This window comes from Primorskyibacter sedentarius, from assembly GCF_004342065.1.
Lineage (GTDB): Bacteria > Pseudomonadota > Alphaproteobacteria > Rhodobacterales > Rhodobacteraceae > Primorskyibacter > Primorskyibacter sedentarius.
Map to the genome: position 1 here is coordinate 1 of NZ_SLZU01000012.1, position 15,229 is coordinate 15,229.

At 60.9% G+C, this 15,229-nt stretch carries 14 protein-coding genes and 1 tRNA gene; 6 read left to right on the forward strand and 9 right to left on the reverse strand.

The genetic code is table 11. The features are described from left to right. Positions 1-307 (forward strand): ATP-binding protein (locus tag EDD52_RS15390; protein WP_132246558.1); only part of this gene is annotated, 307 nt, incomplete at its 5' end. A 186-nt stretch (positions 308-493) separates the two neighbouring features. Here EDD52_RS15390 and EDD52_RS15395 read toward each other — a convergent pair. The 4 genes from EDD52_RS15395 to EDD52_RS15410 all read right to left on the reverse strand — a co-directional run bounded on the left by EDD52_RS15395 (position 494) and on the right by EDD52_RS15410 (position 4,543). After that, positions 494-1,120: a hypothetical protein gene (locus EDD52_RS15395; RefSeq protein ID WP_132246560.1), complete on the reverse strand. Its 627-nt coding sequence runs from the start codon at positions 1,118-1,120 to the stop codon at positions 494-496. Between the two features lie 185 nt (positions 1,121-1,305). After that, on the reverse strand, positions 1,306-3,342 hold the full coding sequence (locus EDD52_RS15400) for a tyrosine-type recombinase/integrase (protein ID WP_165907561.1): 2,037 nt from the start codon (positions 3,340-3,342) through the stop codon (positions 1,306-1,308). A 131-nt stretch (positions 3,343-3,473) separates the two neighbouring features. Continuing rightward, positions 3,474-3,548: transfer RNA gene (locus EDD52_RS15405), tRNA-Asn, on the reverse strand. An 80-nt stretch (positions 3,549-3,628) separates the two neighbouring features. Continuing rightward, positions 3,629-4,543 carry an MBL fold metallo-hydrolase gene (locus EDD52_RS15410; RefSeq protein WP_132246564.1) on the reverse strand — a complete coding sequence of 305 codons (915 nt, stop codon included), beginning with the start codon at positions 4,541-4,543 and terminating at the stop codon, positions 3,629-3,631. 51 nt (positions 4,544-4,594) lie between these two features. Between EDD52_RS15410 and EDD52_RS15415 the strand changes: the two genes are divergently transcribed. Further along, on the forward strand, positions 4,595-5,884 hold the full coding sequence (locus EDD52_RS15415; RefSeq protein WP_132246566.1) for an ATP-binding protein: 1,290 nt from the start codon (positions 4,595-4,597) through the stop codon (positions 5,882-5,884). A 43-nt stretch (positions 5,885-5,927) separates the two neighbouring features. Here EDD52_RS15415 and EDD52_RS15420 read toward each other — a convergent pair whose 3' ends face one another. The 3 genes from EDD52_RS15420 to EDD52_RS15430 form a co-directional block, all read right to left on the reverse strand. Further along, positions 5,928-8,150 carry a hybrid sensor histidine kinase/response regulator gene (locus EDD52_RS15420; protein WP_132246568.1) on the reverse strand — a complete coding sequence of 741 codons (2,223 nt, stop codon included), beginning with the start codon at positions 8,148-8,150 and terminating at the stop codon, positions 5,928-5,930. A 5-nt stretch (positions 8,151-8,155) separates the two neighbouring features. After that, complete coding sequence (locus EDD52_RS15425; protein ID WP_243651967.1) at positions 8,156-9,289, reverse strand: FIST N-terminal domain-containing protein; 1,134 nt, start codon at positions 9,287-9,289, stop codon at positions 8,156-8,158. Positions 9,290-9,371: 82 nt separating this feature from the next. After that, positions 9,372-10,067, reverse strand: a complete 696-nt coding sequence (locus EDD52_RS15430) for a response regulator (RefSeq protein WP_132246572.1) — start codon at positions 10,065-10,067, stop codon at positions 9,372-9,374. 183 nt (positions 10,068-10,250) lie between these two features. On the opposite strand from EDD52_RS15430, the gene EDD52_RS15435 reads away from it, so the two are divergent. Continuing rightward, positions 10,251-10,910 carry a LysE family translocator gene (locus EDD52_RS15435; protein WP_424449920.1) on the forward strand — a complete coding sequence of 220 codons (660 nt, stop codon included), beginning with the start codon at positions 10,251-10,253 and terminating at the stop codon, positions 10,908-10,910. Positions 10,911-10,989: 79 nt separating this feature from the next. On the opposite strand, the gene EDD52_RS15440 is transcribed toward EDD52_RS15435, so the two are convergent. Then, positions 10,990-11,784 (reverse strand): SDR family NAD(P)-dependent oxidoreductase, encoded by a 795-nt coding sequence (locus tag EDD52_RS15440; protein ID WP_132246574.1) that lies wholly within the window; start codon positions 11,782-11,784, stop codon positions 10,990-10,992. 11 nt (positions 11,785-11,795) lie between these two features. Then, on the reverse strand, positions 11,796-12,764 hold the full coding sequence (locus EDD52_RS15445) for an LLM class oxidoreductase (RefSeq protein ID WP_132246576.1): 969 nt from the start codon (positions 12,762-12,764) through the stop codon (positions 11,796-11,798). Between the two features lie 141 nt (positions 12,765-12,905). On the opposite strand from EDD52_RS15445, the gene EDD52_RS15450 reads away from it, so the two are divergent. From EDD52_RS15450 to EDD52_RS15460, 3 genes are all read left to right on the forward strand, one after another. Next, on the forward strand, positions 12,906-13,829 hold the full coding sequence (locus EDD52_RS15450) for a LysR family transcriptional regulator (RefSeq protein WP_132246578.1): 924 nt from the start codon (positions 12,906-12,908) through the stop codon (positions 13,827-13,829). A gap of 278 nt (positions 13,830-14,107) precedes the next feature. After that, the gene (locus EDD52_RS15455; protein ID WP_132246580.1) at positions 14,108-14,638 is read left to right on the forward strand and encodes an SRPBCC family protein; all 531 of its coding nucleotides are present in this window, start codon (positions 14,108-14,110) and stop codon (positions 14,636-14,638) included. Between the two features lie 48 nt (positions 14,639-14,686). After that, entirely contained in the window at positions 14,687-15,172 is a 486-nt protein-coding gene (locus tag EDD52_RS15460; RefSeq protein WP_132246582.1) for a (2Fe-2S)-binding protein, read from the forward strand. Positions 15,173-15,229: the final 57 nt, after the last annotated feature.

The window sequence follows — 15,229 nt, forward strand, 5'->3', positions numbered from 1 at the left end:
CCTGATGCGCCTCCAGCGCCAGTTGGCCAAAGTCAAGCTGCTGATCATCGATGAACTGGGCTTCGTACCACTGAGCAAGACCGGCGCCGAGCTCCTGTTCGAACTCATCTCGCAACGCTACGAACGCGGCTCAACCCTGATCACATCGAATCTGCCGTTCGAGGAGTGGACCGAGACTTTCGGCACCGAGCGCCTGACAGGGGCCTTGCTTGACCGCCTCACTCACCACGTCAACATCCTCGAGATGAACGGCGAAAGCTATCGCCTCAGCCAGAGCCGAGCCCGCCTCGCCGCTGCAAACAAATAATCCGACCAGAATTGGCCTCCCGGCCAATGCGCCTTGGACCGTGCTGGCTACATGATGGCCTCACGCTCCAAGGCGCTCGCCCATGTGGCCGACTTTTGCTCCGCCACACTGGCCGGGTTTTGCTCCGCCGTTGACAGTCAGGTCGATTTCTTGCTGCGCCGCGTCACACAGCAATAACTTCGTTGCTCAAGTGGGTAGAACTGGTGCTTGCGGCACAGGGTCGGTGTGCTGTCCCAGCGTTTCCTGCAATATCGCAATCATCTTTGCGCGGAAGTCTTCGTCCCGTTCAAGTTCGGAAATCCGTGCCTTATGAGTTGATGCCTCGATGATTTTTGCTGCCAGTCGCTGCTTAAGAGCGTTGTTTTCTTCCTCCACAGAAGCAATCTCCGCGTCTTTTCTATCGACTTTGGTGAGAAGCTCCCGAATCTGCTCCCGCTGATTTCCGAGATCAACTTTCAATTCCGCCAGTTTTCTGCCCGAAATCGTTGTCAGCGAGCCGTATTGTTCGCCCAGATGCCCGAGGACCGCAGCCTCAACGAGAGTGCCAATCTGCTGCACGGTATCGCGTGTTTCAGCGGGCAATGCCGCGATCAGCTTGTCGCGGCGCTGCTGTTCACGCTCTTCCAGAAGCCTCTGCACCTCCCTGTCAAGGCTTTGTGCATTGATGCCGCTGGTCACGTCCAGTTGCGTGCACATGGCCTTCTTGACGGTGTCCCCGGTTGGGGTGTCACCACTGCGTTCGACGATTTCGATACCCTCCAACACTTGTGCTTCGGTGTATTTTGGCGGGCGTCCATTTCTCTTCTCAGTCATTTTATTTCCTCGGTGCATTTCGCAAATACTTTGCGAAAGTGGGTTTGTGAAAGTGGCAGTCTCTTCTGCTGAGGAGAACTTGGGTTCGATCGACATGCCCCCAAAATCGAATTGGCCGATTTGGAAATGAATTGCGGGACGTTCGGTCTGGAGACCCTCGGGACCATCGTGCCATACCGCAATCCTCACCTGACGGTGGTAAGTTTGTGAACATTCGTATCGTCGGGGGAACCGAAAGGACGTAGGATCCGCGAGCAATCCACGTCGATCCGGTTGACGTAGTCCCGCATCATTTCGATGGTGTCGCCTTCGGGATAATAGTGCTTGTGGGTCACATCGGTAAGTTCGTGGCCCATCAGGAGCTTTCGCGAGTGATAGGGAACCTGTGCCCGGGTCAGCTTGGTCTGGAAGTCTTTCCTGAGCGAATGGAAATCCCGCGAGCGATCATAGATGTCGCATTTCTTGCGGTAGTTGGTGAACCTCTTCGAGAAAATTTCGCCGAACGTGCCTTTTGCCTGTCCCCGTTCGAGGTAGGTGAACAGCCGACCCTGGCCGGCTTTACGACGCAGTTCGACCAGCGACAGGATCCCGAGATCGAGCAGCGTGTCGTGGATCGGAATGCCGCGCTTTGCGGCCTTCGATTTCCTGCTTTGCGCCGCACCGCTGATCTGGACCTTGATTACATGCACTCCGTCGTCAGTGTCGAAGTCATCGGTTCCGAGTTGCAATGCCTCTTCCAGGCGAAGTCCTGCGAAAAGGCCCAGCAGCGGTGCCCAGAACAGCGGATTGCCCGGTTCGTCAAGCGGGCTGGAATAGATCGGAGAACCAAGGAGCCCGGGCAGACGGTCTCCCCAGGGCAAGCGATCGGAATCCTCTTCGTTGGCAAGACGGCGCGAAATCTCTTTTCGGGTCCACTTGACCTGCTTGGCCGGGTTGTCCTGCCGCAACCCTTCGAACTGTGCGAAGGCCATGATCTGGTCGATGGTGTCCATGTGGCGCTTGCAGGTGTTTGTGCGAAGCCTTCTGACATGCAACGTGTCGAGGATTTCTTCGGCTTCGCCGGGACTCAGGCCATCGCGTTGTATCTCGGCCTCCCGACGCTTAATCGTGTTTCGCTCGTCCCGGTCCGCCTCCTTGATGACCTGGCGAATGGGACGACGGTCTTTCGAGGACTTGCCGTGGGTGGCCGGGATCCGGTCGAGAAGCGAGAAGAATTCCACCAGCAGCGCCTCGTCGATGTTTTCCACGAGCATGTCGCCATGGGCTTCGAGAAAGAGCCGAATGGTGCCCTCGAAGTTCGCACGGCTGGTCTTGGTGAAACGCTCTCCCGCCTTGGCGTCGGGCGTCTCGTGACGTCGCTTCAGATCAAATCCCTGCGCGCGCAGATCGAGGAACCGCCCGGCATGTTCGGAAAACCGCCGTCCCTCCCTATGCTTCCCGGAAGCGGCGCGATCGACCCGGGCGATCTTCGCCGGGCCTTGCGCCTTGGAGTGTACCACGGGAGCCGAGATTGCCTTGATGTCACCGGTCACCGACGAGAGGGCGCCGCCAAGCCCTGCGAGGGAGGGCAGGGCGTCGGCGGGATCAAGTCCCTTTCGCACGCAATAACGCAGGTATTCCTCCTGCAGGGTAAAGAGCCCTGTCAGCATCATGTCGAATTGTGCCACGATCTCGTCCGGATCCTCGTGCCACCAGCCCTCGCGGTCGGCCATCTCGAGGAGTGCGCGCTCGAACTCCGGATCGTTGATTCGATTGGAGGACTGGGTGCCGTTTGCGTTCGGTTGCTCGCGCAGCGGGTCTGCTGTCGGCGCCTCGACCGTCATCGATGCCTGTGGCGGCGCGACGATTACAGTCGTGCCCCCGGCATCCATCTGGCGGGCCATCATTTCGGCTTGCGCGCGCAGCGTCGCCGCCATGTCCGCCATGGCACGTTCAAGGTAGCTCTGATCACTCATCCCCAAGTTTCCCGATCTGGCGATCTCGATGCTGCGCCTCTTCTCCTCGAACAGGTGGTTCAGGCGGGCCGCACGACGGCCGGCTTCCCTGAGACAGGGAGTGCGCAGGCTGATCGCGATATGGCCCGGCGCCCCGGACCGATTGTCGTCGGTGCGCACACAGGCGTTTTCAGTGCCACGGGAAGGTTGCAAAAGTATGAAAACGGGCTTGCGTCGGCGCCACCAGAACATGTTGCCGCGCTTCACGAGGTAGGGGATCTTCGTCATTCCGGTCGTCTCCGGGCACAGGCCCGGGCGACAGCCGCGGGCACAGATATGGGCACAGAGGACGGATAAAATGGTCTGGAATCGCAGTGATGCCATATAACAATATGATATCGCTGGATTTTATGAAGAATTGGCTCCGGCGGTAGGGATCGAACCTACGACCAATTGATTAACAGTCAACTGCTCTACCGCTGAGCTACGCCGGAACACGGGGCGGATATAGCAACCTCGGTTGGGGGCGTCCAGAGCATTTGTGGGTCTATCCGATGAAAATGACAGAAAAATGTCATAGCCTGCGGAATTGCCCGTCCGGTTTGAGCGATCCGACAGGCGAGATGAGGTTTTTTCCATTTAAATCAATGAGGTGCGCAAGGACGTTTCGTTCTGCTGCCGGCAGGAGGTTGCTGGGGGTTTCTTTGTAGATGCGCGCGGCCAGGCCTCTGGGCGTGTCGGGCCCGGCCTCTAGCGCTTTCAGAATGGCACCTTCCCGGGTCTCGCGGTGTCGAAGCAACCAGTCGATCCGGTCCGCGGCCGACTCTACAGCGGCGCCGTGGCCCGGCAGGAGTCGCCTCCATGGGGTTTGGGAAAGCCTGCGACAGGAGGCCATGAAATCGGTGAGATCCCCGTCAGGCGGTGACACAAGCGACGAGGCCCATCCCATCACGATGTCCCCCGACAAGAGGGTGTTCCCCAATGCGAAACAGAGGTGATTTCCGAAATGGCCGGGTGTGTGGAGGGCCGTCAGCCGCCAGCCATCTCCCTCGACCTCGGCGCCATCGGCAAGGCACTGGTCAGGCTCGAACGTGACATCGACGCCTTCACCGCCGCCAATAAACCCTTGCGCGGCCAGATTCTGCATGACCGCGCTACGGCCCGACAGCGCATCGCCGAAGGCCAGAACCGGTGCGCCAGTGGCGTCAGAGAGGGGACGCGCCAGAGGAGAATGGTCCAGATGCGCATGGGTCACAAGAATATGGCTGATGCGTTGTCCCGGCCGTAGACTGGCAAGAATCGCCTTCATATGAGCCGGATCATTCGGGCCGGGATCGATCACCGCCACGTCGCGATCCCCCAACAGATAGGTATTCGTGCCCCGGAATGTCATGGGCGACGGGTTCGGCGCCAGAAGACGCCTTAGCCCGGGCTGCACCTGCTCTGCGAGGCCGGGCGTGGGCTGGAAGGAAGGATCCGGATCTTTCATCAACGTCTCTTTCGGCATGGCATGCATCACGGCTCCGGGCTAGGTTTAGCCATGACTTTCCGCTGGCTCAAACGCTATATGCCCCATGGCCTTTACGGCCGCGCCTTGTTGATCCTGATTCTGCCCGTTGTGACGTTGCAGCTTGTGGTCTCGGTCGTCTTCATACAGCGGCATTTCGAAGGTGTGACCCGCCAGATGAGCACTGCGGTCGCGCGCGAATTGAACCTTGTTCTGGAGGTGGGCGAGGAAGACCGCCTGGCCGATGCATTGTCCCTTACGCTGCGCAAGGTGATGGAGGCAGAGGTGCCGCAAACCAACCAGCGCAGATGGTACGATTTTTCCGGCCTCGTGGTGATCGGCACCCTGATGGAGCGTGTGCCGGATATCCGGGCCGTTGCCCTGCCGAATGACCGGCTGGTCACGGTCTATGCAGATGGGCCGGACGGGCCGGTTGCTGTCTCTTTCGACAGGCTTCGCGCGTCTGCCGACAACCCGCATCAGCTCTTGGTAAATATGGTGATTTTCGGGGCACTCATGACGGTGATTGCCTATCTCTACCTGCGAAATCAGCTGCGTCCGATCACCCGGCTGGCAGAGGCAAGCCAGGCGTTCGGGCGGGGCAGGGTGGTGCCCTATCAACCGGCTGGCGCCACAGAGGTGCGCGCGGCCGGCAATGCCTTTTTGGACATGCGCGCCAGAATCGAACGGCAAATCGAACAACGCACGATGATGTTGTCCGGTGTCAGCCACGATCTGCGCACACCTTTGACGCGGATGAAGCTGGGCCTGTCCATGCTGGATGCCGATGATGCCGAACCTCTGGAACGCGACGTGCGGGATATGGAGCGGCTGGTCGATGCCTTTCTGGATTTCGCCCGCGATGATGTGGGCCAGGCTACGGCAGAACCCGTCGACCCGGTGGCGCTGGTCACTCAGCTTGTCGAGGATGCGCAGCGCGGCGGCAAGGCTGTGACACTGAAAGAGGTTGAGGGCGAAGGGCAGGTGGCCTTGCGCCCCATGGCCATCAGCAGGGCGATGGAAAACCTTATCAACAACGCGGTGCGCTATGGCACAAGGGCCGAGGTTTCGGTCACCCTTACGGAGAAATCGCTGAGGTTCCGGGTCGAGGATGACGGGCCGGGCATTGCGCCTGACCGGCGCGAGGATGCGCTCAAACCCTTTGTCCGACTTGATCCCGCACGCAATCAGGATCGTGGTTCGGGCGTCGGGCTGGGTCTGGCGATTGCGGCGGATGTTGCGCGGTCGCATGGTGGCATCCTGCGGCTGGGAGAGAGCAGCACCATGGGCGGGCTGCGGGCCGATATCGTGATCGCGCGGTAGCGGGCAGTTCTCGCCGGGCGCTGCGCTGCCACAATTGAGAGAGTCAGGGCCGACCAGTGCGGCCCTGCGCCTGTGCAGCCGCGTCAAGAACCGCACTCAGACGGTGGCGGTCAAGTGGTTTCGGCAGAAACTCCAACCCGCGCGACTGGCAGAACTGGTCAAGCGGTTCCGACCGGTTGGCGGAAATCACCGCCCCTGGCAGGGGGCCGAGCCGTGACGTGATCGCGTCGAAAAGCTCCAGCCCGTTCATGCCGTTGCCAAGCTGGTAATCAAGCAACAATGCATCCGGCGTGATTTCCAGGTCGATCAAAAGCTCCAACGCGCTGTCGGCATCGGATGCTTCGATGACGTTGACGCCCCAGCTTTCGACAAGGATCGTGATTGCGCGGCGCAAGGCGGGATCGTTTTCGACCAGAAGCGCGATAAGCCCGGACTGCGCCAGACGTTGCGGTCGCGGACCGGGACGCGCGGCATGCGTCACCTGATGGGGCAAGGTCGCAACCGGAACATTCACCATGAAACAGCTGCCCCGGCCGGGTTCCGACCACAGGCGAAGCGGGTGGTTCAGCTTGGCACAGGCGCGTTCGACGATCGCAAGGCCAAGACCCAGCCCTTCGTTGGCGCTGGCTGTCGCGTCAAGGCGGCGGAATTCTTCGAAAATGGCATTCTGGTCCTGCTTGGCAATGCCCGGCCCGGTATCCCAGACTTCGATCCGCGCGGCGCCATTGACACGCCTGACACCCATCACCACCCGGCCGGACTCTGTGTAGCGGATGGCGTTGCCCATAAGGTTCTGAAGTATTCGCCGCAGGTAGGCAGGGTCGCTTTCGACAACCAGCCCGCTGTCGACGATCCGCAGGTCCAGCCCCTTGCGTGCGGCCAGAATGCCCATCTCGTCGCGGAGCGGCGCAAAGACCTCGCGCAGCGCCATGGGCCTTACGTCAAAGGAGATACGCCCTGATTCCAGCTTCGAGATGTCAAGAAGCGCGTCGATGATCTTTTCCGCACCGGAAAGCGCGCTTTCGGCCTTGCCCAGAATGGCCCGGTCATCGTCCTCGGGGCACTTGTCCGCCAGCGATGAGATAAAAAGTTTCGCGGCGGAAAGCGGTTGCAACAGGTCATGGCTTGCCGCTGCGACAAAACGCGATTTCGATGCATTGGCCCGTTCGGCCGCATTCAGCGCGTCCTCAAGCTCCAGCGTGCGCTCCATCACGCGCTGTTCGAGAATTTCGTTCATTTCGGTCAGCCGATGGGCGGCTTCACGCTCTGCGGTGATGTCTGTGCAGCTGATGACAAATCCACGGTCGGGCATTTCGCGGCCGAAGATATGCAGCACCATCCCGTCCGAATGCGAAACCTCGAAAGAAAGCGGTTTGCGGGGCTCCTTTGACAAGGCCCAGTCGCGGAACCCGTCGCGGTCAATGCCTTTGGAAAAAGACAGCTCGCCGTCGATATGCCCCAAGAGGACCGGGAAGGACGCGCCAAGATGCAGACGCCGCGCGGGCAGTGACAAAAGCGCGCCGATCTTGGCGTTCCACCCGACCAGCCGCGCCTGTTCGTCAAAGATGCTCACGCCCTGATCAAGGTGATCCAGCGTGGCGCGGATCATCTGCGCCTGCTTGTCTTTCAGCCTGTCGCGTTCCTGCCGTTCCAGACGGATGATGTCTGTGACGTCCGTTTGCAGGATGACCGTGCCGCCATCGGGCGTGCGATGCTCGCTGACCTGCAGCCAGCGGTCACCGACCAGCTGGGCGTTGAACATGACGTGGCGGTCCTGATGGCGACGGATGCGCCGCTCTGCCCAACGCGCATGGGTTTCGTCGGGCGGCAATGCGAGGTAGCGCGAGCGGCTCACCCTGTCGACATATTCGCCAAAGGGCAGGCCGGGGCGCAGCATGTCGAGCGTGTCGCGGAAATCCCGGCAGAACCGGGTGTTGCACATCACCATGACGTCTTCGGGATCGAAGAGGGCAAAACCCTCGTGCACGGTTTCGATCGCATTGGCGAGGTTCGAACGCGCGGCTTCCGTCTCCCGATTGGCCTCTGCCAGACGGGCGTTGGATTCGTGCAGAAGGTCGAGCGTGCGCTCCAGCTGGGTCGTGCGTTCGCGCACCTGCTTTTCCAGCAGGGCGGCGCGTTCGAACTGGGCGTAGGCGGCGCTCGACTGTTCAGAGCCGTATTCCACCCGCCGCATCAGCGCCTCGGAAATCTTGAGCAGCTTTTCGTTCTGACGTTCCAGGCTGTCTTGTGGATTGATCAGCGCCATCGTGCCTAGGCCTCGGGAATGGGTGGATAGATGGCGACGCCCGTGAAGGTCTGATTGACATGCAGCGCGCCGATCTGTTCGCCATAGGTGCCAAAGCCCACAACACGGTTTTCGGCAAGGATCTGACTGATTTCCCGGCTCTTTTGGGCCTGACCCGCCTCGATCCGGCGCAGCACGCAATCGCAGCCAAGGATGTGGTCGGGCGGCCCGTCCGTGGCCAGCTCTGCAAGGCGGCGTTGCAGATGGTCTGCCATATCCTGATGATCGGCAAGCGTCAGCACCATGCCTTCGTTGATGGCGGAAAAGAACACCAGGTTGCCCTCTTCATCGACGCGCTGGATTGCGCGGACGTGATGCGTGTCGCCCAGCCGGACCACGACGGGGTGCGCGGCAAAGGTGAACGGGTCGAGCTGTTGCGGATCCTTGCCCAGCAGGCGGGCATATTCCTGCGCCGCGGGTTCTGCATTGATCTCGTGCACGATGCGCCTTGCAGGGTCGGCAACCGTCACGACCATGCGCTTTTCGGTTGGCACAAGATGGTCGAGAGAAAAGACCCGGATGGGACAGGTCGTCCGCACCAGCGTAATCACTGCGCTGTTGCGCGATACGACGCCGTCACAGGCAAGCCAGGCAGCATCGAAACGCGTGCCGTCGCCTGCGGAACCCCCGAACATCGGCACCGGCCCCAACCCGGTGGACAGGACAGAGGTCAGGTTCTCTTCGGCCAGCGACAGCCCGTCGATCATGATGAACGCGAATTCCTGCGCCATTCGCGGATTGGCGCGGGCAAGCGCCATACGTGTCTGGATCAGCCGGTCGATCTGCGCCTGCGCGTCAAGCAGTTGGAGATTCTCGATCACATAGCTGGCCGTTGCGAAATGCTCGGCAGACAGGCCAATTGCCACGATTTGCCCGTCCTCGTAGCCCTTGCTGCCAAGTTCTCCGGCGGTTGTGCAGGCACAGACCTGTGTTCCTGCAAACGCCTCTTGCGCGGCCGCGACGACAGCGGGAAAATCCGCCTCTGGTGTGACGAACAGGCAGACGAAGGCAAGTGCCTCAACACCCAACTGGTCGCGGAGGCTGTCCACCGCGTCGGGGTCGCGCCAGTCGACCTGCGCGGAGCGCAAGGCAGCGTGCAATATATTCTCCTCCCGCATATGCGGCCCGTTCGGTTTGCAACCGTTTGTCTTTGCAGGCCCGCCGACGGAGACGATAGGGGTTTCAGTCGCCGCTTGGCAAGACCTTCGCAAAACGCGCTTCCTGTGCGATCAGCACCGCCTGCGTCCGGCTGTGAACGCCCAGCTTGCGCATGATCGCCGTGACATGCGCCTTTACCGTGGTTTCGGCGATGGACAGGTCATAGGCGATCTGCTTGTTCAGTTTGCCCTCGCAGATCAGGCTGAGGATACGTGCCTGCTGGTTCGTCAATGTTGCCAGCCGTGTCAGCGCATCATCGTGCCCGGCCTCGACATCGGTTCCCTGCGGGTCGATATAGCCATCAGGAACGAAGGCCTCTCCGGCGCGGACCGCGTCAAAGGCGCGGCGGAAGACAGAGCGCTGCGAATGTTTGGGCACAAAGCCGTTGGCCCCCGCCTTCAACGCGTAAGAGATCATGCGATTGTCGGCCATGGACGAGGCGATGATGATCGCAGCATCCGGCGCGGCGCCACGCAACCGCACAAGCCCGTCAAGCCCGTTCACATCCGGCAGATTCAGGTCCAGCACGATCAGGCCGGGGCTGCGGCTTTCAGCGATGCGGTCAAGCGCTTCCTGAAGCGTACCGGCGGTGGAGATGTCGTCGAATTCCGCGAGCGACCGCAGCGTGAGGCTCAGCGCGTCGCAGAAAAGCGGATGGTCATCGACCACCATCGCGGTGAGCGGCTGTGCATCAGAAAACGGGGCGGCGGGCTGTTGCATGACGGGCACGTCCTTCTTTGTCTTTGATCCTATGGGTAATGACAGAAAGGGTCACTTGTCCAAAGGTCTTAGTGCAGGGTCGGGATGGCTTTGCCACGGCCCGCAAATACGGCATTGCACGCGTGTCGTCTGCACAAAACGAAATTCGCGGTTTACCATGCACGCGCGTTGTGGCTGAGTGCCATGCAGGGCCCTGAAAAATTGGATGTGATCGTGGAAATACATGTCTGGCTGGCATTCGTCGTGGCGTCGACCGCGCTGCTGCTTATTCCGGGGCCAACGGTGCTGCTTGTCCTCAGCTATGCGATCAGCCATGGGCGTCGCGTGGCGTTGGCCACCGTGGCGGGCGTGGCGCTCGGAGATCTGATCGCCATGACAGCCTCGCTTGCAGGGCTCGGCGCCTTGGTGCTGGCATCGGCCACGATCTTTACCGTGCTGAAATGGGTCGGCGCGATCTACCTCGTCTATCTGGGGGTCAAACTGTTGCGCAGCGCGCCAAGTGCCACCTTGGCCGAGTTAGAGCAGGTCGGCACCAGCAGCGCCGGACATGTCTTTGGCCACGCGGCGGCAGTGACGGCGCTCAATCCCAAATCGATCGCCTTCTTCATTGCCTTTGTTCCGCAATTCATCAGCGTGAGCGAACCGCTTCTGCCTCAATTCGCCATCCTGATCACCACGTTTGTCGGGCTCGCCGCATTGAATGCGCTGGCCTATGCGTTGCTGGCCGACACGCTGCGGGCGCGGATCGCCCGGCCTTCGGTGATCGCGTGGTTTTCTCGGGCCGGCGGGGCGGCGCTGATCGCGATGGGAGTCGCGACCGCGACACTGCGCGGGACGCAATAGGGTGCGTCGCCCTTGACGCTTTGAGGGTGCCCGCCACCACCGTTCCCAACGGCTTGGATGAGCCGCTTTTGAGGGCGGGTCAGGCCTTCAGCAAACGCGATGCGACCTCTTCGATGGCGCGCACCACCTCTGCCACTTTGCCCGCATTCAGCGCGTCGGCATGCGGGCGGTTGAAGGCGTCGGCGTCATTGTCAAAATACTTGCCCGATGCCTCCGAAAACTCTGGATCAAGTGCCGCCCTGCGCAGGATATCGGCACCGATGCCGAGGTCGCTTCCTGCCACGCCAAACCCTTCCTTGACCATCTTGCTGGCCAGCAGCGATCCGGGATTGACTGCGATGAAGACCGGCCCCTGAGGAAGATCGCGGGCCATCTGGATCGTCCACATCGTTATGGCCAGCTTGCTCTGCGCGTAGGCGCCCATGTCGTCTAGACGCGTACGCCCCTGCAAGGCTGACAGGTTCACGGGGGCCTGGGCGGCGGAGGACAGGTTGATGACCCGACTATCGCTGCCCATCAGCGGCAACAGCCGTTTTGTCAGCACATAGGGCGCAACGGTGTTGACCAGAAATCGCGTGTCATACCCGTCTTGCGTGATGGGTGCGGGCATCTTGTAGACGCCGGCATTGTTTATCACGACGTCAAGGTGGCTGTAGTCACGCGCGATTTCGTCGGCCATGCGAACGACGTCTTCCAGCTTTGACAGGTCAGCGATATAGCCTGCGGTCGCGCCGCCAACGGCCGCGCGGGCGGCGTCAAGCTTGGCGCTGCTACGGCCGTGCAGCAGCAATTCATGCCCCTCGGCGGCAAGCCGTTTCGCAGTTTCCAGACCGATACCGTCAGTGGCCCCGGTGATAAGAATTGTTTTGGGCATAGGGAATTTCCTTAGCTTGCAAAGCGGGGCAACACGTCGTCGGCCAGCCGCTTCATCGTTGTTTCAATATCGCCGGTGTTGAACCTGAGGTTCAGCGCGACGTGGTTCACGCCAAGCGTTTCTATTGCAGCAAGGTATCGCATGAGGTGGGTTGTGCCAGACTGAAAGCCCAGATGGATCGGGCGGGCAGGGGCGTCCGGGTCTTCCAGCAGGTCGACATAGAGCGATTGCGTGACAGGTTTGTCCGGCTGTTGCAAAGCCCTCAGGCGGGCGCGGTAGTCATCGATCACCCGGGCCTGCGATGCCGTATCGCGCGGATAGGTGATCCAGCCGTCGCCATTCTGCGCGACCCAGTCCGGATCCTGCCTGCTGCCACCCGTGACCAGCATCGGCAACCTTCCTGCGGCCGGCTTGGGAAGCATGTCCAGACCGGCACGGGATTTGCCCTGCTCCAGATCAAATTCGGGGCGGTGCTCGGCCATTTGACGGATATAGGCAAAGCTGTCGCGGAACCGGTCGCCGCGATCCTCAAAGGACATGTTCATGGCGGGGTATTCGTCCGGCCGGTCGCCAGAGGCCACGCCCAGCAGCAAGCGGCCGCCGGACAGGACGTCGACACTTGCCGCCGCCTTGGCAACATGCGCGGGATGTCGCAATGGCAGGACGACGCTTGCAACGCCAAGCGCGATGCGGCTGGTTTGCCCCGCAAGCAGCCCGAGATAGACGAATGGGTCAAATATCTGCCCTGCGTCACCGAAAGAGGGAACGTTGAACGGCACGTCCCGCAGCCAGAGTGCCGCAAAGCCCAGGTCGTCGGCCAGCCTGGCGCGCTCCAGGTGGCGCTTCATCGTCGGGACGGCGCTGTGGCCGTAGTCTTCCAGCGGCACCACGAGCCCGACGCTCAACCGACCCGGACGGAAAACCGTCCCGAATGCCTTGTTCAACGGGGCAAAGCTGGTGATTGCGTCATGTTTCGTCATTTCGGGCGCCTCCGCCGGGGTTGGGTCCATCTTGCCCTGTAAAAGGAACAATTTGTCTTGCCGCTTACAGATAGATTGTGTTGAAAATTTACATAAGGTAGCAAAACTCAATTTTATAATTCGGGTTCCGGAGATAATCGCATGGACACCAAGAGCGTCAGGCTGTTCGTCCTTTGCGCCGAAAAGCTGAATATCAGCGCCGCAGGCAGGGAGCTTGGGCTGGCGCCGGCCGTGGCAAGTGCGCGGCTGGCGAAGTTGGAAAACCTGCTTGGCGCGGATCTGTTGCGCCGGTCGACGCGGAAAGTGTCGCTCTCTGTCGAAGGGGCGGAATTCCTGCCCTTCGCGCGCGAGATTCTGGCGCAGGAAGATGCGGCCATGGCCGCGCTTGGCATGAGCACTCCGGTCGTCAGCGGTACGCTGCGCTTCGCGGCCCCCAGCACTTTTGCCCAACTCTATATCGTGCCGATCCTACCGAAATTCCTTGAACGCCACCCGGACGTGACACTTGATCTGCGCTTGTCTGACACGCAGTTCGACCTGATCGAGGGCAGCTTCGATCTGGCGCTGCGCAACCTCGAAATCGCCGATAGCAGCCTTAAAGGGCGCAAGCTTGGTGAAGACAGGCGGGTGCTTTGTGCCTCGCCCGACTACCTCGCATCGCGGGGACGGCCGCAAAGCCCCGAAGAGCTGAAAGATCACCAGCTGATTGCCTTCCGGGATCTGTCGACACGGCGCCTGATCAGCACCACCGGCGATGCGGCAGTGTTTGATCCGAAATCCTCGCAGTCGCGTCTTGTCTTCGATGACGGGCAGAGCCAGAAAATCGCCACGCAAGCAGGTGCCGGCATTTCCATCAACTCGCTATGGAGCGTGCATGAACAATTGCAGGACGGCTCGCTGGAAGTGGTCCTGCCCGATTTCATGCTCGATCAACAAACTGCGCTTTGGCTGGTTTATCCAAAGTCCAACGTGCTTACCGCGAAGGTCAGGGTGTTCATAACCTTCCTTCTGGAAGAGGTCGGACCCGTCCTGTCGCGCATCGCGCGGTGGTCGCCGCAGGGGTGATCTGCATGGCGCGACCGGACCGCAAAACCGGTCCTTCCAATGTCGCGATTGACCTAGCGGCAGCATCCGCTTTGCAAAGCACCCCAGCCATGGCATGCTGCGCTTTCACGGCGGGAATTTCGAAATGCGCAAGGGCCTTTATGCGAAGGCAGAGCCGATGATGCGTTCCTTGGTGCAGGCGCTCGTTGATCCGGCCATGTCGGGTCTACACCCATGGTCTAATATGCCCCGCCAAGCGCATTGGCCTAGGCTGGGCGCAGCAAGAGGATTTTCAAGCTATGCAACTCACTGATTCCCGCGATATTGCAGCAGCACCGGAAGTGGTCTGGGCCGCGCTTCTGGATGCAGATGTACTCAAGGAATGCGTTCCCGGATGCCAGGAAATGACCGGCAGCCCCGAGGAAGGTTTCGAGGCTGTCGTCGTTCAGAAGGTCGGCCCGGTAAAGGCCACCTTCAAGGGGCAGGTTACCCTGTCGGAGCTGAATGAACCCAACAGCCTGGTGCTGACGGGCGAGGGCAAGGGCGGCGCTGCCGGTTTTGCCAAGGGTGGGGCGAGTGTCACGCTGACACCGTCTGAAACCGGGACCACCCTCAGCTACGACGTAGAGGCCAAGGTCGGCGGCAAGCTGGCCCAGTTGGGCAGCCGTATCATCGACGGTTTTGCCAAGAAAATGGCCGACCAGTTCTTCACACGCTTTCAGGAAGTTGTTGAAGGCGCAGGTGCGACTGGCGAAGATGCTGGCGAGGGCGGCGGAGAGTCTGCCGCAGCCGGAGAGAAAAAGGGTTGGTTCAAGCGGTTCGTTTCCTGATCCGCGTGGCCCGAGCAAGAATTTGAACAAACTGACGGGAGGAATTTGATGGCAAAGGTAGAAATGACGGTGAACGGCAAGACCGTCTCCGGAGAGGTTGAGGGACGCACGCTGCTGTCCGATTTCATCCGTGGCGGGCTGCAACTGACCGGGACGCATGTCGGCTGCGACACAAGCCAGTGCGGGGCCTGCGTCGTGCATGTCAACGGGCAGGCGGTGAAGTCCTGCACGATGTTCGCGGCCGAGGCCGAGGGCGCAGAGGTCACCACGATCGAAGGGATCGGAGGAAACGACGGGTCGCTTTCCACCGTTCAGCAGGCGTTCCAGGACTATCACGGCCTTCAGTGCGGGTTCTGTACGCCGGGCATGGTGATGTCGGCCACAGCGCTTTTGAAAGACAACCCCAAGCCTACCGAAGCAGAGATCCGCGAGTATCTCGAAGGCAATATCTGTCGCTGCACCGGCTACCATAACATCGTCAAGGCGATCATGGCCGCATCAGGTCAGGACGTGGGCGCCATCGCGGCGGAATAAGTCACTCAGCTGGGTCCAGGGCCCACGCTACCCAGATACCGTAGGGTGGGTTTGTGA

Bases quoted from the DNA above. Each gene is read 5' to 3' on its own strand.
- EDD52_RS15395 (WP_132246560.1), bottom strand. From the start codon at position 1,120: ATGACTGAGAAGAGAAATGGACGCCCGCCAAAATACACCGAAGCACAA.
- EDD52_RS15400 (WP_165907561.1), bottom strand. From the start codon at position 3,342: ATGACGAAGATCCCCTACCTCGTGAAGCGCGGCAACATGTTCTGGTGG.
- EDD52_RS15410 (WP_132246564.1), bottom strand. From the start codon at position 4,543: ATGAAAGATCCGGATCCTTCCTTCCAGCCCACGCCCGGCCTCGCAGAG.
- EDD52_RS15415 (WP_132246566.1), top strand. From the start codon at position 4,595: ATGACTTTCCGCTGGCTCAAACGCTATATGCCCCATGGCCTTTACGGC.
- EDD52_RS15420 (WP_132246568.1), bottom strand. From the start codon at position 8,150: ATGGCGCTGATCAATCCACAAGACAGCCTGGAACGTCAGAACGAAAAG.
- EDD52_RS15430 (WP_132246572.1), bottom strand. From the start codon at position 10,067: ATGCAACAGCCCGCCGCCCCGTTTTCTGATGCACAGCCGCTCACCGCG.
- EDD52_RS15435 (WP_424449920.1), top strand. From the start codon at position 10,251: ATGCAGGGCCCTGAAAAATTGGATGTGATCGTGGAAATACATGTCTGG.
- EDD52_RS15440 (WP_132246574.1), bottom strand. From the start codon at position 11,784: ATGCCCAAAACAATTCTTATCACCGGGGCCACTGACGGTATCGGTCTG.
- EDD52_RS15445 (WP_132246576.1), bottom strand. From the start codon at position 12,764: ATGACGAAACATGACGCAATCACCAGCTTTGCCCCGTTGAACAAGGCA.
- EDD52_RS15450 (WP_132246578.1), top strand. From the start codon at position 12,906: ATGGACACCAAGAGCGTCAGGCTGTTCGTCCTTTGCGCCGAAAAGCTG.
- EDD52_RS15455 (WP_132246580.1), top strand. From the start codon at position 14,108: ATGCAACTCACTGATTCCCGCGATATTGCAGCAGCACCGGAAGTGGTC.
- EDD52_RS15460 (WP_132246582.1), top strand. From the start codon at position 14,687: ATGGCAAAGGTAGAAATGACGGTGAACGGCAAGACCGTCTCCGGAGAG.